Here is a 23436-nt window from a genome sequence, read left to right as displayed (position 1 = left end):
CCGTTGCGGTCCGAGCGCGGCGCCTGCCCGGAACGACGCGCCAAGGCGCGCCGTCCGCAGGGGACGGCCGCCCGCGCTCAGAACCGGAGATCGCCCCGCGGCGCCTCCACCTTGCCCTCGAGCGACTCGATCGCCTTCGCCACCTCGGGGTCGTCGACGGTCGGGACGTGCACCTGGAACTTCAGGTAGAGGTCCCCCGGCTCCTTCCCCTTCCGCGCGATGCCCTTGCCGCGCAGCCGGATCATCTGACCGGTCTGGGTGCGCGCCGGGATCTTCACCGTCACCTCGCCGTCGGGCGTCGGGATGCGGATCTTGTCGCCCCGGTAGGCCTCGACGAGGGTGACCGGCACCTCGAGGTGGAGATCGTCGCCCTCGCGCTTGAAGAACGGGTGCGGCGTGACGTGGATGTTGAGCAGCAGGTCGCCGGCCTCGCCGCCGCCCAGGCCCGGGTTGCCCTGGCCGCGGATCCGCAGGCGGCTCCCCTCGGCGGCCCCGGGCGGGACACGCACGGTCACCGGCTCGGGATCGTCGGCGCGCTGGAGCTGGAGCGTCGTGCCCCGGACCGCCGAGACGAAGTCGATGGTGAGGTCCTGCTCGACGTCGCTGCCGCGGCCGCGCGCGGGCTGGCCGCGGCGGCCCCCGCCGCCGCGGGCGCGGCCGAAGAGGTCGCCGAGGATGTCGCCGAAGTCGCCGCCGCCGGGGGCGTTGCCGAAGATCTCCTGCACGTCGAAGTTGCCAGGGCCGCGGCCGCCGCCCGCAGACCGGGCGTTCGCGTAGCGGCGGTAGGCGCGGGCGCGCTCGGGGTCGAAGTTCTGCGACAGGCTCTCCTCGCCAAACTCGTCGTAGAGGGCGCGCTTCGTCTTGTCGCTCAGCACCTCGTGCGCCTGGTTGATCTCCTTGAACCGCTGCTCGTTGGCCTTCCCCGGGCTCTTGTCCGGGTGGTACTTCATCGCGAGCTTGCGGAACGCCTTCTTGATGGCGTCCTCGTCCGCATCGCGCGAGACGCCGAGCACGGAGTAGAGATCACGAGCCATGGTCGTCCGTTATCGTTCCTGGATGCCGTGGGTTCCGGGGACGCGGGCCGCCGTCGGCCAGCATCGGGCGAGAACCTAGATCTACCTGTGGTTTTCGTCCACTGGTGCAGAGATCGGCGGGCGGCGGGCGCGCCGCGCCGGAGCGCCTCAAACGCTCCCCCGGAAGTCGTACCGGTCGGGGCGCCGGCGACCTCGATGCCGTCGCGCTCGAGCTCCCTCCGGATGGCGTCGCCCCGCGCGAAGCCCCTGGCCGCCCGCGCCTCGGCGCGCTCGGCGAGCTTCGCCGCGATCGCCTGCCGGGTCGTGCCGAGGCGTCGGTGATGTTCCGCGCGCAGACCACGCGGAGGCCGCGGGCCCTCAGGTGACGGACGAGCACGTCCGGCGCGAGCGCGGCGCGGCCGTGCCCCCGCGTGCGCGGCGTCGTGGGTCGTAGGGCCGCAGCAGTACACGCGCACCTCGCCGGGCCGCCGCGGTACGAGCGGGGCGGGCTTCTGGGTCGACGTGTCGTGGAGGCGCAGCTCGGACATCAGCGCCGGGTCGATCACAAGGGGGGGCGGATGCTGTCACGAGCCCGCGTGCTTAAGTAAACCGCGATGCTGCCCCTCCGTGACCAGCTGCCCACCCGCAAGGTGCCGGTCGTCAACTACCTCCTGATCGCGCTCAACCTGCTCGCGTTCTTCTGGCTGCGGTCGATGATCTCGGCCGGGTTCAGGCCCGACCGGCTGCTCTCGGTGTGGGGCCTCGTGCCGGTGCAGCTGCTCAGCGAGCCGACCGACGCCTGGTGGACGGTGTTCTCGAGCATGTTCCTGCACGATCCGACGGGGTGGGCGCACCTCGGAGGGAACATGCTGTTCCTCTGGATCTTCGGCGACAACGTCGAGGACGCGATGGGCAGCCTGCGCTACGCGGCGTTCTACGTGCTGTCGGGGATCGCCGCCGCGGGCGCGCAGATCGTCATCGACCCGGGGTCGACGATCCCGATGGTGGGCGCCTCGGGGGCGATCTCGGGGGTGCTCGCGGCCTACGCGTCGCTCTACCCGCGGTCGCCGATCACGGTGCTGAACCCGATCTTCCTCCTGTGGTTCGTCTTCGGGCTGTTCCTGGAGCTGCCGGCGTGGCTCGTCATCCTCGAGTACTTCGTGGCGAACCTGCTCAACGGGCTGGGCTCGATCGGCCTGCGCAGCGGCGGCGTCGCGTTCTTCGCGCACCTCGGGGGGTTCGTGGCCGGGCTCATCCTGGTCCACCTGTTCATGGTCGGGCGCTCCGCGCGCGAGCACGAGCGCTGGCAGCACTGGCGCGCGCCGCCGCGGCGCCCGCCGGCCCGCCGCGCCGGCCCCTGGGAAGCGCCGCGGCGGCGCGATCCCTGGAGCTGGTAGCGGCGGCGCGCGGCGCGCCCGCCGCCGGACGGAGCGCGGGCGCTCGCGGTTCGCCCACGATGCAAAAGCGTGGTAGCGTCCGGCCCGCAGCGATGCGACGACCCCTTCGAAGGCGCCCCACCGCCGCGCGTCCGGCGGCCGCGACAGCGGACCGCCGTGCCAGAGCCCTCACCCTCGCCCTTGCGCTCGCCGGCTGCGGCGGCCCGTCGTTCGACGGGACCGTCTACCGCGGCTCGGACGTGGCCTTCCGCGTACCCCCGGCGCCGGCGAGCTGGAAGCCGCTCGCGGTGTCCGACGCCGCGGTGGCGTACCGCGACGACGAGAACGGCGCGACGATCGCGCTGAACGGGCGCTGCAAGAACGAGGAGGACGTGCCGCTCGTCTCGCTGACGAACCACCTCTTCCTGCACTTCACCGAGCGCGAGGTGCTGAAGCAGGAGGTCGTGCCGTTCGACGGCCGCGAGGCGATGCACACGGTCCTCTCGGCGAAGCTCGACGGGGTGCCGAAGGTGTTCGACGTCTGGGTGCTCAAGAAGAACGGCTGCGTCTACGACATGCTCCTCATCGCCGATCCTGCCCGTTACGCCGCCGGCGAGCCGGCGTTCACGCGGATGGTCCGCGGCTTCTCGACCCTGCCGGCCCATGACGACTGAGCGCAAAAAGACCGAGGAGGCGCCGCCCCCCTCCTCGACCAGCCTGGCGCCGCCGTCGTCGACCAGCCTCGCGCCGCCGTCATCGGCCAGCCTGGCGCCTCCGGCGCTCCCCTCCTTGATCGTCACGCTCAGCGACAAGGCGGTCGGGTTCGTCGAGCACCTCGACCAGTTCGGTCGGATGTTCTGGGGGACGCTCAAGGCCATGTTCGATCGGCCGCTCGAGGTGCGCTCGACGGTGTATCAGATGGAGTCGCTCGGCGTCCGCTCGGCCGCGATCGCGTCGGTGACGGCGCTGTTCGTCGGGATGGTCATGGCGGTGCAGTTCGCCATCGGCCTGCAGAAGTTCGGCGGCATGGAGTACACAGGCCGCATCATCGGCCTGTCCTTCTCGCGCGAGCTCGCGCCGACGCTGACGGCGGTCATCGTCGGCGGCCGCATCGGCGCCGGCATCGCGGCCGAGGTCGGGTCGATGGCGGTCACCGAGCAGATCGACGCGATCCGCGCGCTCGGCGCCAACCCGCTGAAGAAGCTCGTCGTGCCGCGGCTGCTCGCGAGCGTGGTGGTGATGCCCGTGCTCGGCGCGTTCGCGCTCGTGCTCGGGTTCGGCGGGGCAATGCTGATCTGCGCGACGGAGTTCGGCATCCCCGCCGGGTTCTTCCTGCGGACGGCGCTCGGCTCCGTCACGTTCATGGATTACTTCAGCGGGATGTACAAGACCCCGTTCTTCGGGGCGATCATCGCGCTCGTCGGGTGCCATTTCGGGCTGATCACGCGGGGCGGAACGGAAGGCGTTGGCCAGTCGACGACACGCACGGTGGTGGTCACGTCGATCACCATCCTGATTGCCGACTTCTTCCTGACCAAGATGTCCATCCTCTTCTTCCCGAGCCGGTGAGCGCGGCCGCTCCGGAGGGCGCCCGCACGCCGCCGACGCTGCTGCGCCGGCGCACATCGCTCCTTGTCCTGGTGCCCGCGCTGCTCGCCGGGCTACTCGCCGGGCTTGGAGCGTGCCGGAGCGACGCCGGGGGAGAGGGCGCGGGGGCGCCGAGCAGCGATGGCGGCGCCGCCCTCGCGGCGGAGGGCACGCCCGCGCCGCGGCGCCCGACGCGCTACTACCACCTGCGGAGGACGGACGAGGGCTGCGAGACGTTCTGGATCGACGGCGACCTCGTGTCGGCGTCCCAGACGGTCCTGTGCCCGCCTGACCTCCTCGTCGGCGAGCGCCTCCGCCTGACGGGCAAGACGTGTATCCGCGAGTCGGCGCAGACCCCGGCGCGCGCCGTGCCGGTCATCTGCCCGCTGCCGCTCACGAACATGGAGAAGGCGGACAGGGCGCCGCCGGACGCGGGCGCGCCGGCGGACGGCGGAGCGCGCGACGGCGGAGCGCGGGACGGCGGCAAGTAGCCGAGAGCGCGGGCGCCACCAGGCTTTCCTCGCGAGCATCGGAGTCCGAGGGGAACTCATGAAGCACGCGGATACGGTCGTTATCGGATCAGGCTCCGGCGGGCTCACCGCGGCCCTCGCGCTCGCGCGTGCGGGGCAGAAGGTGATCGTCGTCGAGCAGCACTACCTGCCCGGAGGGTGGACCCACAGCTTCTCGCTCGACGGGTATCTGTTCAGCCCGGGGGTCCACTACATCGGCGGGCTCGGTCCGGGAGGCGCCGTGAGGCGGCTCTACGAAGGGCTCGGGGTGTCGCGAGATCTCGAGTTCTGCGAGCTCAACCCGGACGGGTTCGATCACCTGCTCATCGGCAAGGAGCGGTTCGACGTGCCCAAGGGGTTCGAGCGGTTCTTCGACCGGCTCGTGGAGCGCTTCCCGCGCGAGGCCGCAGGGCTGAAGCGGTATTTCCGCGTCCTCCGCGGGCTGAACGACGAGCTCGCTCGCATGGACACGATGCTCGAGTTCCCGAGGATCCTGCTCGCGCCGTTCAGGTCGCCGACCTTGCTGCGCTGGGGGATCTGCACCCAGGAGGATCTGCTCGACGCGACGATCCGCGATCCCATGCTCCGGGCGATCCTGTCCGCGCAGAGCGGCGATCATGGACTCCCGCCGTCGCGCGTGTCGTTGCCGCTCCACGCGAGCGTCATGTCCCATTACTTCGACGGCGGGTATTACCCGCGCGGCGGCGCCAAGCGCATTCCGCTCGCGATGATCAAGGCGTTGCGCCGGCTCGGCGGGGAGGTCCGGATGCGCGCGCGGGTGAAGCGCATCCTCGTCGAGCGCGGGCGCGCGGCCGGCGTCGAGCTCGAGGGCGGCGAGATCCTCGGCGCGGGCAACGTGGTGTCGAACGCGGACCCGGCGATCACCTATGGCGAGCTGCTCCCGCCCGAGCTGACCGTCCGCGAGCGCCGCAAGCTCGAGCGGATGGAGTACTCCGTCAGCCTGCTCAGCGTGTTCTGCGCCGTGGATATGGACCTCCGGTCGATGGGCTACGACTCGGGCAACTACTGGTGGTATCGCACCGCGGACGTGGGCCGAATCTACGAGCGCACCGAATACCAGCTGCCGCGCGGCGAGGTGGACGGCCTGTTCCTGACGATCACGACGCTGAAGGACCCGGGCCACCCGACGCGGGGCGACCACCACACGATCGAGATGTTCACGCTCGTGCCCCACGGCCCTTTCAACCGGTGGGAGGGGAGCAGCACGGGAGAGCGAGGAGCGGACTACGAGAAGCTCAAGGCGGCGCTCGGAGATCAGCTGATCGCCGCCGCCGAGAACGTGATCCCCGGCATCTCCCGCGCGATCGTGTTCCGCTCGGTCGCGACCCCGCTGACGAACGACTTCTACTGTGCGTCGCACCGCGGCGCCGCCTACGGCACCTCCAAGACCCCCTGGCAGGTCGGTCCGCTGTCGTTCTCCATCGGGACGAAGATCCCGGGCCTGTACCAGTGCGGCGCGAGCACGCTGAGCCACGGGGTGGCCGGGGCCGCGATGTCCGGCCTGCTGGCCGCGCAGCGCATCGCGGGCGTCGCCCGCGCCGAGGACCTGCTCGGGCCAGCGGACGGATCGCTCCGGATCTACCCCGCCGACCACCCGGAGGAGTGGCTCCCCGAGCGGCGGCAGGCGAGCGAACAGCCAACAGAAAGCGCGGAGCTGGACGAGGTGGCCTGACGCTGCTCCCCCGACACGACCACGGCAGGCCCTCCTCGGACAGGGCTGGGCAGATCGGCCCGCCCGCCGCCTACCCCGCTGGCGTCCGAGACCGGAACGTGATCTGGACGAGCGGCATGACGTCCGGCTCCCCCTGCGTCTCGCGCTCGAACTGGAGCACGTCGTAGTAGCTGCACCGCGGCCGGCCCGGATAGTCGCGGCAGACCTCGGGCCGCGCCTCGTAGATCGTGCAGCCGCGCGTCGTCAGATCGAGGAACCGGCAGACGCGCCCGAGCAGCGGATCGGTCTGCCGCCGGAGGATGCGCTCGGCGCCGTAGCGCTTCGTGAAGCGCTGCGCGGCCTCCTCGACCGTGAGCCCGAAATGACGGGCGAGCCGCCGCATGTCGCGCGGCTTCACCTCGACCCGCTCGTAGATCGAGCAGCAGTAGGCCGGGCACTTCGAGCAGTCGTACGAGACGCGGGGCTTGGCCTTGAGGGTCGTCGTCATTGATCGTGAGGGGGGCAGCCAATGCTGGATGAGAGAGGCGGGACGCTCGCCGGAAGGCAGCAGAGCATACGCGGACGAGCAAGCCTCCGCGACGGCGAAGTGCGCGCGGGGACGCTCGGACAACATAACGCGACGGCGCGCCTTGACGAGCGCAGGAGCGCGCGAGCGCGCGAGCGCTCGTGCAGCCCCGCCCGCCGTCACTCGTTGAACCCGAGCTGCTCCCGCGCCTCGGCCAGGCCGTCGCTCACCGCGAAGACGATGAGATCGCGCGCTTCCGCGTTGCGCCCGATCCAGGTGATGCGCTCCTTGCCCGATGCCGGCGGCGCGTTCGTGTGGCCGCCCGACCAGGCGATGCCGGTGAGGGCAATGTTGAGATCGCCGACCGCCAGGAACGCGGCGCGGTTGCCCCAGCCGTTGATCGCCGTGTTGAGCGTCGACGCGCGGTTGCCGATCGTGCCGATGACGTCGGCCGCCAGCACGCCCAGCTTCGGATCCGGGCCGCCCGCCATGGCCCGGCTGATGCGGCCCTGGTAGTCGTTGAGGCGCGCGGCGTCGGCGCCCTGCGGCGTCCAGGAGGGGGAGAACGCCCTCAGGTAGGCGGCGAGCAGCGGCCAGAGGTCGATCGGCGCCGTCCGGGAGAACGCGGAGCCGTTCGTCTGCAGGATCTTGACGGCGCGGTGGATGAGGTAGAGCCGGACGTCCTCGCGCGGCGAGGTCACGAGCGACTGGCCGAGGACGATCCTCGGCGGGCTCGTGGACGCCGGGACGCAGACCGCGCCGAGCGCGCTCGTCATGTAGACCTGCAGGTTGGGCAGGCCGTACGCCGCGCCGACGCCCCGGGCGAGGTCGGTGATGTCGGCGTGGTGCGGCGGCAGCGGCGTCGCGCGGATCGAGTCGAGGTCGAACGGCACCGCGGTGTCGAGCAGCGGGCCGGTCTTCAGCAGGAGCTCCCGGAACGCCGGGGTCATGAGCTCCGGCGCGAGGTGGCTGTCCAGGCGGGCCGCGCCGGCGGCGTTGCCCGCCCCGCCCATGGCGGCGTCGCGGCCGTCGAGCGCGGCGACCGTGGCGCGCGCGACGCTCGACGCGGAGGCGCGGCCGCGGAGCTCCGCCACCGTGGCGACCGTCGCGAACAGGTACGGCTCGAAGCGGCCGGTGTTGAGCGCGCGGCGCGCGTCGGCGAGGGCGCGATCGAGCAGGACGTTGGCCGCCGAGGCCTGCTCGGTCCGCTGGTAGTAGCGGGCCAGCGCGCCGAGCGCGAAGTCGTCCTTCGGCCACGTCTTGCGGGCCGTGAGCAGCGTGGCCTCGGCCTTCTTCGCGTCCCCCATCGCTTCGTAGATCTCGGCGAGCTCCGCGGTGCGGCGGCACTTCTGCTCGGGCGTCTCCGCGGCGTTGATGAGGAGGTTCTGCTGCTCGAGCGCGCGGGCGCCGTCGCCGGCGCGCTTGTACAGCGCGACGAGGCGCTCGCGCGCGCTCACGTCGCCCGGCGAGCGCTTCAGGATCTCCTGGTAGGCGAGCTCGGCCCGCTCCGCGTTCGGCAGGTGCTCGTCGTAGAGCTCGCCGAGGCGGAGGTAGATCGCGACCTGCCTCGCCGGATCGGGCACGAGGCGCGCGAGGCGGATCCACGCCTGCTCGGCGCCGGTCCAGTCGCCCTCGCCGGCGCAGACGTCGGCGAAGGCGGACAGGGCCTCGACGTGATCGGGGTTGGCGTCGAGCGCGGCGGCGAGCGCCCGCTTGGCGGCGCCCGCGTCGCCGACGTCGGCCAGCGCGCGGCCGCGGAGGACCTCCATCTCGACGCGCTCGGCCGGATCGGTCACCGCGTCGAGGCGGCGCTCGAGCAGCGAGGCCAGCTCGGCGCGCGCGCCCTCGGCGATGTAGATCGCCTTGAGGCGCGAGAAGACGTCGGCGTACGACGGGTCGACCGTGGCGACCGCCTCGAGGACGTCGCGGGCGCGCGCGGCGTTCTGGACCTTGTCCTGCCAGAGGACGGCCGCGGCGTAGAGCGAGTGCGCCCGCCCCTCGGAGCCGACGCTGGCGCCCGCCGCCGACTCGAGCGCCGCGGCGGCGGCCGCCGCGTCGCCGCCGCGCTCGAGCGCGTCGGCGAGATCGAGGTGCGCGACGAGGTAGTGCGGGACGAGCGTGATCGCGTGCCGGAAGAACGCCACCGCGTCCTCGATGGATCCGGCGAGGAGCGCGTCCTTGGCCGCGCGCACGGACAGGGCGGCCGCCTCGGACGGGCGGTCGGTGCGCTCGATGAGCTGGCGATCCGCCTCGATCGCGAGGGCGTGGTCCCCCTTCGCGCGCGCGTGGGCGGCCATCTGGCGCAGCGACCAGATGCCCCGCGGCTCGTTCCGGTACGCGATCCGCACCGGCTCGAGCGTCTCCTCCCACGGGAGCACGCGCAGGCGGAGCCGCGCGGCGAGCAGCGCGTGCGCGATCGCCTCCGGGCCGTCGAGGACGCGCGCGACCTCGAGGGCGATCGGCTCGAGCTCCTCGTCGCGCCCCTCGCTGATCAGGTAGGAGGCGACCCTGCGGAGCGTCGGCAGGTGGTGCGGCGTCTCCTCGAGGATCGAGCGGCGCCAGAGCAGCGCGCTGCCGGCGTCCCTGCGCCCGAGCTCGTCGAGCTCGGCGAGGCGCTCGTAGATCTCGAGGCGCTCCGCCGGATCCGCGGCCTCCCGCGCGCGCGGGATCAGGGCGTCGACGATCTCGCCGGCGCCGTGGCCGGCGACGGCCGCGCGGTGGACGGCGATCGGCGCGAGCGCCGTGTCGCCCGCGGCGACCGCCTGCCGGGCGCACGCGGCGGCCTGCTCCAGATCGCCGGCGCGCTCGTACTCGAGGGCCGCCTCGAGCGCGAGGCGAGCGGCCTCGACGCCGGCCGCGTCCCGGCCTCCCTCGGTCGCGCCCGGCTCGCTCGCGGCGCGGTGGCGGGCGCGCATCACCTCGGACGCGCGTTCGGCGCGCCAGGCGGCGCGGTCGGGCGGGGGCTCCGGCGCGAGCCGCTCGAAGAGCTCGCGCAGGCCGACGTCCTGCGGGCGCGAGCGGTGCGCCGCCTCGAGGAGCGACGCGGCCGCGCCGGGGTCCGTCTCGGCGACGAGCAGCGCCTCCCGGACGAGGTCGTGGGAGCGCTCCAGCGGGTCGGACGCGCTCTCGCGGCGGATCCGGAGCCACTCGAGGAGGCCCTCGCGATCCACGCGGGCGCGCGCGCTCCGCTCGCCGAGGTGGAGCGCGATCGGGAGCTTCGCGTCGAGCTGCGCGGCGCGCGCGAGCAGGCGCTCGCCCTCGTCGTTGTCGCCGCCGTCGAGCAGGCGGATCGCCGCCTCCGTGACGAGCACCGCGGCGCGCGGCCCCTCCTCGAGCGCGAGCGCGTGCTCCGCGAGGATGCGGGCCGCGCCCACGCCGCTCTCCTGCGCCGCGCGGGCGCGCGCGGCGCCCTCGTGCTGCGGATCGGCGGCGCGCGCGCGATCGAGATCGCTCATCGCCGCCCGCTGATCCCCCGCGGCCTCCGCGAGCACGGCGGCGGCGAGCGCGCTGTCGCGCTCGGACGCGGCCTCGCGCAGCGCGGCCACGGCCCTGGCGACGCGGGCGCCGCGATCGCCGTCGAGGTCGAGCTCGATCGCGAGCGCCCGGAACAGCGGGCTCTCGGGCGCGTTGTCGCCGTACGTGAGCACCGCGCGGGAGAACGCGTCGCTCGCGTCGAGCCCGCCCTCGGCCGGGATGGCGTCGCGGGAGAGCGCGCGGCCGAGGCCCGCGGCGGCGCGGGCGCTCGGGCCGCCGAGGGAGCGCACGATGCGGCGCGGCCTCGCGCCGTCGGCCGGCTCCCCGTCGCTCGAGCCTCGGGGGTCGCTCAGGGCCGCGCTCGCCGCGGCGCAGAGCGGCGCGAACTCCGGATCGCCGTCGATGACGTCGAGCCAGGGCTCGACCTCCTCCGCGGAGCCGCCGGCGAGCGCCGAGAGGACGACGCGGTCGGCCGGCGAGAACGCCTCGCCCGCCTCGTCGGCCTCGAACATCGCGGCGCGTGCGGCCGCGGCGTCGCCGAGCTCGATCGCCTGCGCGGCGAGGGCGCGGCGCGCCTTCGCGCCGTGCGAGCCGGAGAGGACGCCGCGGAGCGCGCCGAGCGCCGCCGGGCGGGTCTCCTTGCGCGCGGCGCCCAGCGCGGCGGTGAGCCACGCGGCCGCCGGCGCGAGCGAGGTGCCGCGGAGGGGCTCGAGGCTCGCGATGCCCTCGGCCAGCTCGCCGGCCTGGAGCAGCGCGCGGGCGCGGAGCAGCGCCTCGTACGGCGTGGCCGGCGCGGCGCGCGCGCGGCGCGCCGGCGCGCCGCGGTGCGCGGCCACCTGGGCGCACGCCGCGCCGAGCGGCGCGAGCTCGGGCGCGTCCGGCAGGCGGAACTTCGCGATCGTCGCGGAGGCCGCCGCGTCCGCGTCGGGCGCCGCGAGCGCCTCGCAGAAGCGCTGGACGTGCGGGCGCGGGTCGGCGGGGTGGGTCCGGGCCGCGAGCTCCAGGCGCTTGTGCGCGCCCTCGGGATCCGCGAGCGCGATGCGGGAGATCTCGGCGCCGAGCGCCAGGTTGTGGCAGCGCGCCGCGGGCGCGCCGAGGATGCGCGTCTCGCTCTCCATCGCCTCGAGCGTGGCGAGCATGTCCCCCTCGCGCATCAGGAGCCCGCGGAGCTGGCGGTGCGCGAAGATCAGGCCCGGGGCGAGGTCGCGCGCCTCGGCGGCGACGGCGCGCGCGGTCGCGTCCTCGCCGGCCATCACGAAGAGCTCGGCGACGGGGAGGAGCGCGCGCGCCCGGGCCGCCGGGTCCTCGATGAGCTCCGCCTCGGCGCGGAGCCACGCGGCGCGCGCCGCCCAGGCGTCGCGCTGCTGCGACTGGACGAGGATCGCGCTCGCGTCCTGCTCGTTGTTGAAGACCGACGCGGGCGGCGGGATCGACGGCAGCGGCGGGAGGCTCTCGGCCGCGCGGGGGGGGACGACCGCGCGGGTCGACAGCGGCCGGTCGGCGATGCGCGTCTGCGCGAGCTCGGACTCGGTCTCCTCGTCGATCAGCGTGGACTCGTCGACGAGCTCGCCCGGGTCGCTCTCGATCGCGGCCTGATCCCAGCGATCGACGACGGCGGCGGACGGCGCCCCGCCGGCGGACGGCCGCGACGTGGCGGCGCGGTCGTCGACGGCCCTCGTCTTCTCGCCGTCGAAGCCCGCCGTGTCCTCGTCGTAGAGGGCGGGCGTCTCGTCGCCCTGGAGGCCCGTCGCCTCCGCGGGCCCGCCGCTCACGCTCGGCGGCGCGAACTCGAACGGGGAGTCGCCGCCGTCGGGGATGGGCGTCGCGCGATCGCCCGGCGTGTCCTCTTCGTGCAGCTCCTCCTGTGCCCTCACCGACGGCGGGAGCGGCGGCGGCGCGACGGCAGGGGTCGGCAGGCGCGGCGCCGAGAGCCTCGCGGACGAGGCCGGCGGCGGGGCGTTCGGCGTCCTGGCGCTCGGGGTGCTCTCCGGGCCGAGCGCCCTCGCCACCTCGGCCGGCTTGCCCGAGCGGGGCGGGCTCGCGGGCCGGGGCAGCGACGGCGGCCGCGGCGGCGCCGCGACGGGCGCCGACGACGGCGGCCGCGGCGGCGCGATGGGCGTCGACGCCGGGGGCCGCGGCGGGGCGATCGGCGTCGACGCCGTCGTCCGGCGCGCCCCGGGCAGCGCGGGCGCCGAGGTCACGACGCCGTCGTCGGCGTCGGCGTCGGCGCGCTGATCCTCGAACAGCATGTCGAGCAGCGCGTCGCTCTCCCCAGCGCTCTGCGCGGGCCTCGTCGGCACGGGCACCGGCTCGCGGGAGAACAGCTGCTTCAGGCCGCCCTCGCCCGCGCGCTCGCCCTCGCGATCTTCGGCGCCGCGGATCGACTGGATGAGCTCGTCGGGGATCTTGGCGAGGAGCGTGGCCTCCTCGACGTCGGCCTCCGAGACCGCCGCGCCGTACATCGCCGGCGGGGGGACCGTGATCTTCTCCTGCGACGGAGTGCCCTCGTCGCCGCCGGAAGGAGCGCTCTTCGATTGCGGATTCTTGCTCACCGGACCCCCATCCCGAGCTTCCTGCGAAGCTCGAGGTAGCTCTGCGACAGGACGAACGCGATCAGCTGGCGCGCCCGCTCGCTTTCGGCGACGGCGCTGCCGAGCTGGTCGCGCGGGGCGCCGAGGATGTCCGAGAGGACCAGGGAGACGTCGCCGGCGGCGATGACGGCCATGCGGTCGATGCTCCGGCGCGCGGCCTGCGCCCAGCGGTGCGGGTCCTGGTGGCTCGCGACGATGCGCTGGCACACGTCCTGGATGGCCTTCCGGGTCGCGCGCGACATCTCCTTGTGGATGGCGCGCGAGACCTCGCCGAAGACGGCGTAGGGCGGCTGCGGGACCGAGAGGCCCGCCTCGATGCACGCCGCCGCGACGAGCGAGGCGACGGTGTTGTCGTCCCGGGTCCGGAGCGACGAGATGCCCCGGCGCAGCGCGAACGCCTCGCGCGCGATCGCCGAGCGCGCGGCGGCGTCGAGCGGGGTCGTGATCTCGGGGCCGAGCACGAGCGCCGGCAGCTGGCCGTAGACGCCCGTCGCCCCGCGCGGGCTCGGGCCGCCGACGTAGAGCTCGAAGTCCGTCTCGAAGCTGAGCGCGCCCATCCACTCGGCGACGGCGACGCGCAGCGGGTGGCCGCCGCGCGCCTCGATGCGGTCCTTCTTGCCCACGCCGAGCGACACGAGCGAGGGGCCGAGCGCCATGCAGATCGTCTCGGCCATCTTCGCGAACAGCTCGCCGACCGGCCCGGTGTCGAGCGGATCGGCGATCTCGGCCATGGCGACCGCGTCGAGCGCGATCTGCGGCCGCGCCGGGACGCGGCCGTCGATGCGCCTGAGCTCCGCGGAGATGCTCTCGTCGCTGCGCCCGAGCGCGACGAGCGCGCCCAGCGTGGCCTGGCGGAGCGCCGCGTCCTGGCCGGCGCCGGCGATCTTCGCGAGCAGCCCGACCCGGTCCGCGTCGCACGGGTTCGCCGCGAGCGCCTGGATCAGCGTCGACTTGGCGCGGCCGAGCACGCGGGTGCGGAACGCTGGCTCGTAGCTCGTCGTGAGCACGAGATCGATCGCCTCGCCGTCGTCCGGCGCCTCGTCGAGCAGCTTCGCGACCGCCCGCTCCGCGCGGAGCGGCGCGCGGAGCCGGTCCCGGTAGATCGCCATCGCGAGCCGCGCCGCCTCGATCCTCCCCTCGGAGGTGTCGCGCTCGACCATGAGCTCCTCGAGCAGGCGCGTGGCCTCGTCCCAGGCGCCGACCCGGGCGGCGACCCGGACGAGGCGCTCGCGGACGGAGAGCGTCGACAGCCCGGCCCGGTGCAGGCTGACCAGCACCTCGAGCGCCTTGTCGTGCTCGCCCAGCTTCTCGTACGCGTCGACCGCCGTGATCCCCGACATGAGGCGCTGCTCCGCGGGCGCCTTCGCGACGCGCGCGAGCTCGGCGTAGAAGGCCGCGGCCTGGCCGAGGTCGCCCTGCGCCTTCGAGATGTCCGCCGACAGCGCCAGCGCGCCGATGTGGTCCGGCTCGAGCAGCGTCACGTTCTCGAGCGCGGCGAGCGCGTCCTCGAGCTTGCCCTTCTTGCGGAGCACGCGCGCGCGCTCCCAGAACAGCTTGCAGATCTCGAGGTCGTTGTCCGCCACGCCGAGCCGCCGCTCGATGATGTCGAGCAGCCGATCGTCCTCGTTGCGCGCCCGGACCCGGCGGAACAGCCGGTCGAAGGCGACGCCGCGCCGCGGGTCGCGCGCGAAGGCGCGATCGAATGCGATCTCCGCGTCGTCGTGGGCCTCGGTGTGCTGGAGGAGCAGGAGGCCGGCGCTCTCCCAGAACTCCGCGCCGCGCGCGTCGTCCTTGCACAGCGCCCCGAGCTGCGCCGAGGCGAGCGCGGTCGAGACCGGATCGCGGAGCGCCTCCGAGGCCGCGCGCACGCCCTCCCAGGCGGCGAGGTCGTCGGGCCTCCGCTCGACCACCGCGCGGAACGAGGCGAGCGCCCGCTCGTGATCGCCGGCCGCGAAGTCCGACCAGGCCGCGAGGCCGATCGCGCTGAGCTGCGCGTCCTCGCCGAGCACGTCGCCGAGGCCGTGCAGGGCCGCCGCGCGCCGCCGCGGGTCGCAGCCGGGCAGCGCGAGCTCGAGGTTCGCGAGCTGCGCGGGCGCGAACTCGCCCGAGAGGAACGGCCGCGGCAGGTTCGGCTGGTCGAGCGCGCCGACGATCGCGGCCGACGCCTCGAGCGCCGCGCGGGCCTCGCCCTCGAGGTGCCGCGCCATGGCGCTCAGCGCGGCGACCTCCGCCTCGCGGTCCTCGGCGCCGAGCGCCGCGCCGAGCCACTCGAGCTCGGCGTGGAGGCTCGGATCGGCCGCGGCCCACGCGGCGGCGCGCGACGCGGTGAGCGCGCGGTCCTGATCCAGGGTGCGCGCGATGCGGAAGCGCTCGGCGTGCGCGATGGACGCGGCGCCGTCGCCGTGGGCGTCGATGAGGTCGAGCGCGCGCTCGACCGCGCCCCGGTCCGCGAGGGCCGGCTGCCAGAGCAGCCGCCCGAGCGCCGCGGCCAGGGCGAGGTCCTCGGTCGCCTGCGACTCGAGCGCCTCGAGCATCGCGAGCGCCTCGTCCGCGTCGCCCTCGGTCGCGCCGACCTCGAGGCCGAACCGCGAGAGCGCGAGCGTCGCCGGATCCTCGCCCGCCTCGCCCGCCACCTCGAGCGCGCGGCGGCGGCCCTGGAGGTCGTCGGCCTCGTGGCCGCGGAGCGCCCAGGTGAGCGCCGTCGCGCCCGCGCGGGGCGCCTTGCCGCGCGCCGCCTCGAGCTCCTCGACGGCGCGCCCGCGCTCGCCGGCGCGCCAGAGCAGGATCGCCGCCTCGATGTGCAGCGCCGCCGAGAGATCGCCGTCGTCGGTCGCCGCGGCGCAGGTCGAGAGCGTCGCGGCCGCGGCGGCGGGGCTCCCCGCGCGCCGATCCAGCTCGGCCAGGAACACCGCGACGACCTCGTCGGCCGCGGATCGCTCGAAGAGCGCGCGGAGCCGGCTCCGCGCGCGATCGATCTCGCCGCCGCGCGCGCTGCGCAGGGCCGCGACGAGCCAGAGGCCGCGCGCGGTCTCCTCGCCCTCGACCTCGGCCAGCGCCTCGATCACGGTCGGCGAGCGCCGCGGGCCGGGGGCACCGGGCTCGTCGCCGCGCTCGCGCCGGCCCCGGACGAGGTCGACCGCGAACGCGCCGAGCGCGCGGCCGAGCCACGCGTTCGGCGCGGCGCCGCCGTCCGCGCCGGCGGCGGCGAGCTCGGCGAAGGCGCCCTCGGCGCCGTCCGCGTCGCCGCGGAGCAGGCGGCTCCGGCCGATCTCGAACCACAGGCTCGCCTGCTCGCCCGGGTCGACGCCGGTCGAGAGCAGCCGCTTCGTCGACTCCTCGTACCAGGCCGCGTCGCCGCGGAGCGCCGCGAAAGACCGCCCGAACCGCGCGAGCACGCCCGGGTCGACGCCGGCCTGGCCCGCCTGCGCGAGCGCCGCCTTCGCCGCGCCGACGTCGTCGGTCCGCACCGCCCAGACGTAGGCCGCGAGGAGCAGCGCGCGCCCGCGCGCCTCGTCGCCGCCGAACGACGCGGCGGTCGCCTCGAGCGAGGCCGCGAAGGCGGCCGGATCCTGCCCGTCGCCGAGCAGGTCGATCTCCAGGGCGCGCGCCGGGACGCACTGCGGATCGGCCGCGAGCGCGCTCCGCAGGGCCGCGAGCGCGGCCTCGCGATCGCTCGCCAGCGCCGCCGCCTCGGCGACGCGCAGCCACAGCGCCGCCGCGCCGGGCCCGCTCGCGCCGCGCGCGATCTCCTGCTTGGCCAGGCTGGCGGCCGCCTCGGCCTCGCCGGCGGCCTCGAGCGCGGCGATGCGCGCCCGCACGAGCAGCGCCGACTCGGGCAGCCGCTCCGCGGCGCGCTCGAGCAGCGACGCGAAGCCGCCGGTGCCCGCGCGCTGCGTCAGCTCGGCCGCGCGGAGCCAGGCGTCGGCCGCGTACTCGGGGCGGCGCATGTACCGCGGGACGCCGTTCGCGTCGCCGCTCGCGTCGTCGTCGATCGCGTCGGCGATGAGCTCGGCCTGCCCCTCGAGGGCGCGCGCGAGGGCCCCGAGGTCCTCCTCGCGCCGGGCGATGGCCTCGAGCGCGAGCTGCGACTTGAAGCGCGCCCGCCCCTCCAGCGCCGCGGCCGCGTCGAGCAGCTCGTAGGCGCGCTCGACGTTCTCGGTCGCCGCCGCGAGGTCGGCGAGCTCGATGAAGAGCAGCCCCTTCCACGTTGGGTCGGTCGCGAGCTCCGCGCGGGCCTCGATGGCGCGCATCCGGCCGGCGAGGTCCCCCTCCTTGGCCGCGATGAGCTCGAGCTCGAGCCACGGCGTCGCGTCCTCGGGGTTGCTGAGCGCGGCCTCCTCGAGCGCCTCCTTGGCCGCCGAGAGGTTCTGCTCGTGGTCCTGGAGGTACGCCGCCCGCTCCCAGAACGCGCGCGCCCGCTCCTCCGGCGTGGCCGCGGCGCGCGTGAGCGCGTCGAGCAGCTTGCCGAGGTTCTTGATCGACTTGCGCCGGGTGAGGATGCGGACGAGCGCCTCGAGCGGCTCGCGGAACTGCGGATCCGCGTTGAACGCGGCGAGGTAATCGCGCGCCGCGGTGGGCTCCTCGCCCATCGCCTCCTCGAGCGCGCCGAGCTCGTGCAGCAGCAGCGCCTGGAGCTGTCGCTCCGGTTGATCCCCCTGCTCCGCACGAAGCCGCGCTATCAGGGCCGTCATGCTCTCCGCGTGACCCTCGGGTGCCTGGACCGTCATCTCGCTCGCTACGCCTCCGGACAGGGTCTTGTATGTGCGCAACGCATGACGCTGGCGGAGAGTAGCGAAACGAAGCGCGCGGAGTAAAGCTCGCCGGGCAGGTGGCGCGCTCGGGGCAACCGCGAGCACCACGAGCGTCGCAGCCAAACCTGGCCGAGCGCCGCGGCCAGGCCTGCTCGAGCGCCGCGGCCAGGCCTGGCCGACGGGCGTGGCCAAGCCTGGCCGAGGGTCGCAGCTGGGTTCTCCGCGCGTCGCGGGCTACGACCCGCCGCGCGTCGCGGCTAGGCCTTGCCGAGCACGGCCGAGAGCTTCTCGTTGACCTTCGACTCGACCGTGCCCTTCATCGCCTTCAGGAGGAACGGCAGATCGATCTCCACCTGGACCGCCGACGCCTCGACGCGCACGACGCCCTTCGTCCCCTTCGCGGCGCCGCTCGGGGCCTCGAAGCGGATGAGATCGCCGTCCCAGCGCCAGTGGATGCCGAGCTTGTCCTCCATGCCCCGCGCGAGCTCTTCCGCCCGCTTCTTGGCTTCTTCCTTGTCCAGCGAGTGCGGCCGGCGGATGTCGATGGTCGCCATACGGTGTCTCCAACTCGTTCGTGCCCGCGGCGACGCGCCGCGCGCAGTACGCCTTCTTACTCGATCCGCCGCGCGATCCAAAAGCCGCGCGGCGTGTCGACCGGGCCGCTCACGCCGCCCTTGGGGAGGCTGAACAGCTCGTACTCGGGCGCCGGCTCGAGCACGCCGCGCGGGATGTAGCCGAGGTCGTCGGTCGAGCCCTTGTCGCCCTTGTCGATGGCGGCCTTGAAGTCCGTCTTGGCCAGCTCGGCGAGCTCCTTGGCGAGCCCCAGGGCGGCGTCCCGGGAGCGCGCGGTCGGCGGCGCGCCCTGCGCGCCCCGGTACTGCACCAGCACCACGCCGAAGCGCACGCGCTTCGGCGCCTCGGCGGGCAGCCCGGGCGGAGCCTCTCCCGAGAGGAGCGTCACGCCCGCGTCGGACCGCCCCGCGGGCTCCGCGGCGCTGCCCGGGAGGCCGTCCCCGCCGGCGTCGGGCCCCGCGTCGCCGTCGTCCAGCGCCGCAGGCGGGCCGGCGTCCGCGTCGGCGTCGGCGCCGGCGTCGGAGGGCGCGACGGCCGCGCCTGGCCCCTTCGGGCCGATGTTCGCGAGGACGAACGCGACCGCGCCCGCAAAGAAGAGCGTGTAAATGAGCGCCGTCGACCGCTGCATGTGGGCGGCAGCGCGTTAGCACAGGTGGAGGACGCTTGGCGAGGCCTCGATAGATCCGGCCTCACCTGATCTCCGGCGTGTGTCCCGCCGCTCTGCGAGCCAGGGCACGCGGGATGCGCAGGGGCAGGGAACAGGGGCAGGGAACAGGGGCAGGGAAGAGGAGAGGGGGAGGAAGGAGAGGCGGGGGCGTCGAGGAAGTCGCCGATTTGAAGAGGGCGCGTAGAAGAGGCGATCCAAGGACCACAAGCCCTGCTAGTAAGGAGAGCGGATGTCGGGGCATCCCGGCCTTTCGCGGGCCGAACGAGCGTGGTGGCGCATGCGGAGGCACTCGCAGGCGCCCGCATTGGGTCGGGGAGCATGATCAAGGTCGAGTGCGACGGATGTAGATCGCCGTACCAGGTCGACGAGAGGCGCGTTCCCCCTGCGGGGCTCAGGATGCGCTGCCCGAAGTGCGGCACGAGCCTGCTGGTGACGAGGGACGGAAGCTCGCGCTTGGTGGCGGCGCCTGCGCCTGCGGCGCCTGTACCCGCGGCGCCTGCGCGCGCGGCGACGCCTGCGCCCGCGGCAGCGCCTGCGCCGAGGGCTGGTGCGGAGGGCTTCCAGCTCTCGGAGCGGGCCGCGCCGGCATCACACGAGGACGCCGACCTGCCCGTCGCGGCCCCGGACGTCGCGTTCCCCGCGGTCGCTCCCCCACGGCGCCCGGCGGCGGCGCCGCCGCGGCGCGAGCCGGTCGCGCCGCCCGCACCGCCCGCGCCGCGCCCGGAGCCGCCGGGGCCGGAGGTCTTCGGCGAGATCGGCTTGCCCGACGTGCCCGATCGCCCCTCCTCCGCGGACCGGCGCAACGCCAAGACCGTGCCGCAGCGGCGCGGCTTCGGCGAGATCGATCTCATGGTGGAGCTGCCGAGCCCCGCCGACGCGGAGGAGATGCAAGGGCTCGATCCGAGCGATCTCCCGGTCGTTTACGGCAATGTGCCCGCGGCACCGCCGGCGTCCCCCGCGCGATCGCGCGCCGATTCCCGCACCGCGCCGGCGACGCCGTCGGCGTTCGCCGAGGCCGACCTGCCGGCGCGGCCCGAGGCGCTCCCTCCCAGCAGCCGGCGCACGCTCGGGTTCGACGGGCGCGACGCCGGGTTCGGCGCGCGCGCCCCGGAGCCCGCGCGAGACGCCGGGTTCGGCGCGCGAGACGCCGGGTTCGGCGCGCGAGACGCCGGGTTCGGCGCGCGAGACGCCGGGTTCGGCGCGCGCGCCCCGGAGCCAAGCGGCCGGGGCCCGAGCGCCACGACGCAGCCGCTCGGCCGCGGGCGTACGCTCGGGATGGGGGACGTCGCGTCCCCTCGCGTGGTCCCCGAGTACGATTTCGGAGACCTCGACGACGACCCGCCCCCGGCTCCGCCGCAGCGCCAGAGCGGCAGCGCCATGGCGTTCGGCTTCGGCGAGCTCGAGCTGCCGCTCGAGGGCGACGGCGATGTCGAGCTGCCCTCGCCGTCGTCGAACGATCTGCCCATCGTCGCCAGCGACCTGCCGACCTCGGTCCCGGGCATCGTCGGCATGCCCGCCCCGCTGTCCGGCACGGGGCTGCCGGTGCCGGCCTCGGCGCCGCTGCCCTCGCCGGTCCGCGCCGGGCTCCCGGCGGTGACCGCGGCGGGCCTCCCCGCCCCGGCGCCCGCCGGCTTCCCCGCCCCCGCGGCGGCAGGTTATCCCGCCCCGGCGCCCGCCGGCTTCCCCGCCCCCGCGCCCGCCGGCTTCCCCGCCCCCGCGGCGGCAGGTTTCCCCACGAAGGCGACGGGGCCCGCGCTCCCCACGAAGACGACCGGGCCCGGCCTGCCCGCGGCCGCGCCCGCGGGCCCGGGCACCATCGTCGGCGCCGAGCTCTTCGACGAGGCCCCGCCGGACTACGACGACTCGCGCGTGGGCGCCGCGTTCCAGGCCCCCGGGCCGCGCCCGCTCCCGCCGACGGCGCCCGCCCCGGCGGTGCCCGAGCCCCCGAGCAGCGGCGGCGCGAAGACCGAGGCCGACTTCGGCGACTTCGGCGACTTCGGCGACGAGATCGCGCTCGGCGAGGCCGCGACGCAGCTCGCCCCGGGCGCCGCGTCCGCCGCGTACGATCCGTCCGACCGCTCCGCGAACTTCACGCAGGCGCCCGCGGAGCTCGAGGAACGGGGCATCGAGCTCGGCGAGCGAGCCCCGAGCGTCGGGGACGAGGTCGACCTCACCGGCGCCGGCACCGAGATCGGCGACCTCGGCGCCGGACCGGGGGCGCAGGCCGAGAAGCCCGCGCAGGCCGAGGAGGCGCCGCAGCAGAAGTCGAAGATCAAGCGCTACGTCGTCGCGTCGCTCGCCGTCGCGGCCGTCGCGGGCGGCGCGCTCGCGCTGGTCCCGGACGTCGGCGCCTTCGGCGTGAACCTCGTCAGCGATCGGCTCAACGCCTTCGCGCACGAGGCGGCGCTCGCGGACCTCCGGAAGCGATCGCAGGCCGCCTTCGCCGAGGACACCGCCTCGGCCGTGAGCGCGGCGCTGAACGACGCGAAGGCCGCGCGCGTGAACGCGCCGCGGCACCGGCCGACCATGGCCTACGCCGGGTACGTCGCCTTCGCGCGCAGCCTCCGCTTCGGGCACCGGACCGTCGACGACGCCTTCGGGCGGGAGATGGTCGCGCTGGCGAGCTCGCGCCCCGGCGACCTGCACGCCCTCGCCGCCGCGGCGCAGGACGCGGCGACCGGCCAGCTCCCGCGCGCCCGCCAGGGCGTGCAGGCGCTCGTCGCCCGGCTCAAGGACGACATCGACGTCGCCGCGCTCGCCGCCGAGATCGAGCTCGCCGCGAAGGACGGCCCCAAGGCGGTCGAGGCGTGGCAGCGCGCGGCGGAGCTCCAGCGGAGCGCGCGCACGCTCTTCGGCCTCGCCCGGGCGCAGCTGCTCGCCGGCGACAGGTCCGACGCCGAGGCGAGCGGGAGGGCTGCGCTCGAGGCGTCGCCGAACCACGTCGGCGCCCGCACGCTGATCGCGTCGCTCGTCTGGACGACGCCGGGGCGCGAGCAGGAGGCGCTCGACCTGCTCGGCAAGGTCACGGGCGAGGGCCCGGTCCGGTCCGCCGCGAGCGATCCCGAGATCGTCGAGGCGTACACGCTGCTCGGCACCATCCACCTCGCGAAGTCCCGCATGAGCGCGGCCGAGCAGGCCTTCGCGGCCGCGGTCAAGCTCGACCCGCAGGCGGTGCGCGCGCTCATCGGCAACGGCGAGGTGCTCTACCGGTCCGGCCGCTACTCCGAGGCGCAGGCGCGCTTCGAGGCCGCGGTCCGCGCCGACGCCGAGAACCTGGCCGCGCACCTCGGCAAGGCGAAGACCTGGCTGGCGCAGGAGCGCATGAAGGAGGCGAAGGATCTCCTGAAGGGGCTGCAGAAGTCCCACGCGGGCGACCCGCAGGTCGCCTACTGGCTCGGGCGCACCGAGCTCGCGCTGGGCAACAAGAAGGAAGCGGAGGCGGCGTACCTCGACGCGGTGAAGTCGAGCGAGAACCGCCCGGAGATCGTCGACGCGTACGTGGCGCTGTCCTCGCTGCTGTCCAGCCTGGGCCGCAACGAGGCGGCGGCGGCGAAGCTCTCCGAGGCGACGCAGAAGTTCCCGGACCTGCCCGCGCTCCACAAGGCCAAGGCCGAGGTCGCGCTCCAGACCGGGCGGTACGACGAGGCCCGGCAGGAGCTCGAGCTGGCGCTCGCCAAGGAGGAGGACCTCGGCAGCCAGTTCAAGCTGGGCGTGGCGTACCGCCGGCTGCGGCGGTTCGAGGAGGCCGCGCGGCTGTTCGACAAGGTCGCGGCGGCCGACAAGGACTACCCCGGCCTGGCGCTGGAGCGGGGGCTCCTGTTCGAGGAGACCGGCCAGAGCGAGCGCGCGCTCGAGATGTACGCCGACGCGCTCCGCAAGGCCCCGAACGACGTGGATCTGAAGCTGCGCGTCGGCTCGACGCAGGTGATGGCGGGCCACGCGGTCCAGGCCGAGCCCATCCTGCGCGACGTGCTCAAGGATCGCCCGAACTCCGCCGAGGCGAACCACTTCCTCGGGCGCGCGCTCCTGGTCCGCGGCACGAACATGGCCGAGGCGCTGCGCTTCCTGGAGCGCGCCTCCGAGATCGACCCGAACCGCGCCGAGTACCACCTCTATGTCGGCTGGGGCGCGAACGAGACGGGCCAGACCGCGCGCGCGGAGGTCGCGCTGCGGCGCGCGCTGGAGCTCGACGCGGAGCTCGGCGACGCGTACTGGCAGCGCGGCGTGCTCCTCCAGAAGCAGGGCGCGAGCCGCGACGCGCTCGTGGACCTGCAGACCGCGCTGGAGAAGCGGCCGTCGCGCTACGAGGCCTACGCCACGATGGCGCTCTGCTACCAGGATCAGGGGAACTGGCCGGCCGCGGAGGAGGCCTGGCGCAAGGCGATCGCGTCGAACGACAAGATCCCGGAGTGGCACTACCGGCTCGGCAAGATCTACGCGTCGCGCGGCAACCGGGCCGGCGCCGCGGCCGAGCTGGAGCAGGCGGTCACGCTGGCCGAGGCGCCGGAGCGCTCGACCCCGCCGTGGCTGTTCGACGCGCACTTCCTGCTGGCCGAGGCGCTCCGCGCGACGAACAGCCGCGAGAAGGCCGTCCACCACTACCAGCGCTTCCTCGAGACGGCGCCGACGGACAACGCCTACCGGCGGGACGCGGTGCAGGCGCTGGAGGCCCTCGGGGCGGGCAAGGGGCGCTGAGC

Annotated in this window: 12 protein-coding genes; 6 read left to right on the top strand and 6 right to left on the bottom strand. The window is 75.1% G+C overall.

The features are described 5' to 3' along the window. Positions 1-77: 77 nt before the first annotated feature. Positions 78-1034, bottom strand: a complete 957-nt coding sequence (locus WMF43_RS04195) for a DnaJ C-terminal domain-containing protein (RefSeq protein WP_437677639.1) — start codon at positions 1032-1034, stop codon at positions 78-80. A 593-nt stretch (positions 1035-1627) separates the two neighbouring features. Here WMF43_RS04195 and WMF43_RS04190 point away from each other — a divergent pair. The 5 genes from WMF43_RS04190 to WMF43_RS04170 all read left to right on the top strand — a co-directional run bounded on the left by WMF43_RS04190 (position 1628) and on the right by WMF43_RS04170 (position 6178). Then, complete coding sequence (locus tag WMF43_RS04190; RefSeq protein WP_437677638.1) at positions 1628-2410, top strand: rhomboid family intramembrane serine protease; 783 nt, start codon at positions 1628-1630, stop codon at positions 2408-2410. A gap of 239 nt (positions 2411-2649) precedes the next feature. After that, positions 2650-3063 (top strand): hypothetical protein, encoded by a 414-nt coding sequence (locus WMF43_RS04185; protein ID WP_437677637.1) that lies wholly within the window; start codon positions 2650-2652, stop codon positions 3061-3063. Further along, the gene (locus WMF43_RS04180) at positions 3053-3958 is read left to right on the top strand and encodes an MlaE family ABC transporter permease (protein ID WP_437677636.1); all 906 of its coding nucleotides are present in this window, start codon (positions 3053-3055) and stop codon (positions 3956-3958) included. Before WMF43_RS04185 ends, WMF43_RS04180 begins: the two co-directional genes overlap by 11 nt. After that, positions 3955-4467: a hypothetical protein gene (locus WMF43_RS04175; protein WP_437677635.1), complete on the top strand. Its 513-nt coding sequence runs from the start codon at positions 3955-3957 to the stop codon at positions 4465-4467. The genes WMF43_RS04180 and WMF43_RS04175 overlap by 4 nt, the downstream gene beginning before the upstream one ends. 58 nt (positions 4468-4525) lie before the next feature. After that, positions 4526-6178, top strand: a complete 1653-nt coding sequence (locus tag WMF43_RS04170; RefSeq protein WP_437677634.1) for a phytoene desaturase family protein — start codon at positions 4526-4528, stop codon at positions 6176-6178. A 70-nt stretch (positions 6179-6248) separates the two neighbouring features. Here the strand turns inward: WMF43_RS04170 and WMF43_RS04165 are convergent, their stop codons facing one another. The 5 genes from WMF43_RS04165 to WMF43_RS04145 form a co-directional block, all read right to left on the bottom strand. Further along, the gene (locus WMF43_RS04165; protein WP_437677633.1) at positions 6249-6665 is read right to left on the bottom strand and encodes a YkgJ family cysteine cluster protein; all 417 of its coding nucleotides are present in this window, start codon (positions 6663-6665) and stop codon (positions 6249-6251) included. Positions 6666-6862: 197 nt separating this feature from the next. Beyond that, positions 6863-12709: a hypothetical protein gene (locus tag WMF43_RS04160; RefSeq protein ID WP_437677632.1), complete on the bottom strand. Its 5847-nt coding sequence runs from the start codon at positions 12707-12709 to the stop codon at positions 6863-6865. Continuing rightward, complete coding sequence (locus WMF43_RS04155; RefSeq protein ID WP_437677631.1) at positions 12706-17439, bottom strand: hypothetical protein; 4734 nt, start codon at positions 17437-17439, stop codon at positions 12706-12708. The genes WMF43_RS04160 and WMF43_RS04155 overlap by 4 nt, the downstream gene beginning before the upstream one ends. A 317-nt stretch (positions 17440-17756) precedes the next feature. Further along, positions 17757-18053 carry a polyhydroxyalkanoic acid system family protein gene (locus WMF43_RS04150; RefSeq protein WP_104977443.1) on the bottom strand — a complete coding sequence of 99 codons (297 nt, stop codon included), beginning with the start codon at positions 18051-18053 and terminating at the stop codon, positions 17757-17759. Positions 18054-18109: 56 nt separating this feature from the next. Further along, on the bottom strand, positions 18110-18700 hold the full coding sequence (locus tag WMF43_RS04145) for a peptidyl-prolyl cis-trans isomerase (protein ID WP_437677630.1): 591 nt from the start codon (positions 18698-18700) through the stop codon (positions 18110-18112). A gap of 357 nt (positions 18701-19057) precedes the next feature. Between WMF43_RS04145 and WMF43_RS04140 the strand changes: the two genes are divergently transcribed. After that, complete coding sequence (locus WMF43_RS04140) at positions 19058-23434, top strand: tetratricopeptide repeat protein (protein WP_437677629.1); 4377 nt, start codon at positions 19058-19060, stop codon at positions 23432-23434. Positions 23435-23436 lie beyond the last annotated feature (2 nt).

Origin of the sequence: Sorangium sp. So ce131 (assembly GCF_051519095.1) — a bacterium.
In the GTDB taxonomy this organism is placed as follows: domain Bacteria; phylum Myxococcota_A; class Polyangia; order Polyangiales; family Polyangiaceae; genus Sorangium.
Note: the sequence above shows the minus strand (reverse complement) of the source record. Positions and strands in the feature narration are given on the sequence as shown.

Excerpts from the sequence above, each read along its gene's own strand:
- WMF43_RS04165 (WP_437677633.1), bottom strand. The coding sequence starts at position 6,665 with ATGACGACGACCCTCAAGGCCAAGCCCCGCGTCTCGTACGACTGCTCG.
- WMF43_RS04145 (WP_437677630.1), bottom strand. The coding sequence starts at position 18,700 with ATGCAGCGGTCGACGGCGCTCATTTACACGCTCTTCTTTGCGGGCGCG.
- WMF43_RS04195 (WP_437677639.1), bottom strand. The coding sequence starts at position 1,034 with ATGGCTCGTGATCTCTACTCCGTGCTCGGCGTCTCGCGCGATGCGGAC.
- WMF43_RS04155 (WP_437677631.1), bottom strand. The coding sequence starts at position 17,439 with ATGACGGCCCTGATAGCGCGGCTTCGTGCGGAGCAGGGGGATCAACCG.
- WMF43_RS04140 (WP_437677629.1), top strand. The coding sequence starts at position 19,058 with ATGATCAAGGTCGAGTGCGACGGATGTAGATCGCCGTACCAGGTCGAC.
- WMF43_RS04190 (WP_437677638.1), top strand. The coding sequence starts at position 1,628 with ATGCTGCCCCTCCGTGACCAGCTGCCCACCCGCAAGGTGCCGGTCGTC.
- WMF43_RS04150 (WP_104977443.1), bottom strand. The coding sequence starts at position 18,053 with ATGGCGACCATCGACATCCGCCGGCCGCACTCGCTGGACAAGGAAGAA.
- WMF43_RS04170 (WP_437677634.1), top strand. The coding sequence starts at position 4,526 with ATGAAGCACGCGGATACGGTCGTTATCGGATCAGGCTCCGGCGGGCTC.
- WMF43_RS04180 (WP_437677636.1), top strand. The coding sequence starts at position 3,053 with ATGACGACTGAGCGCAAAAAGACCGAGGAGGCGCCGCCCCCCTCCTCG.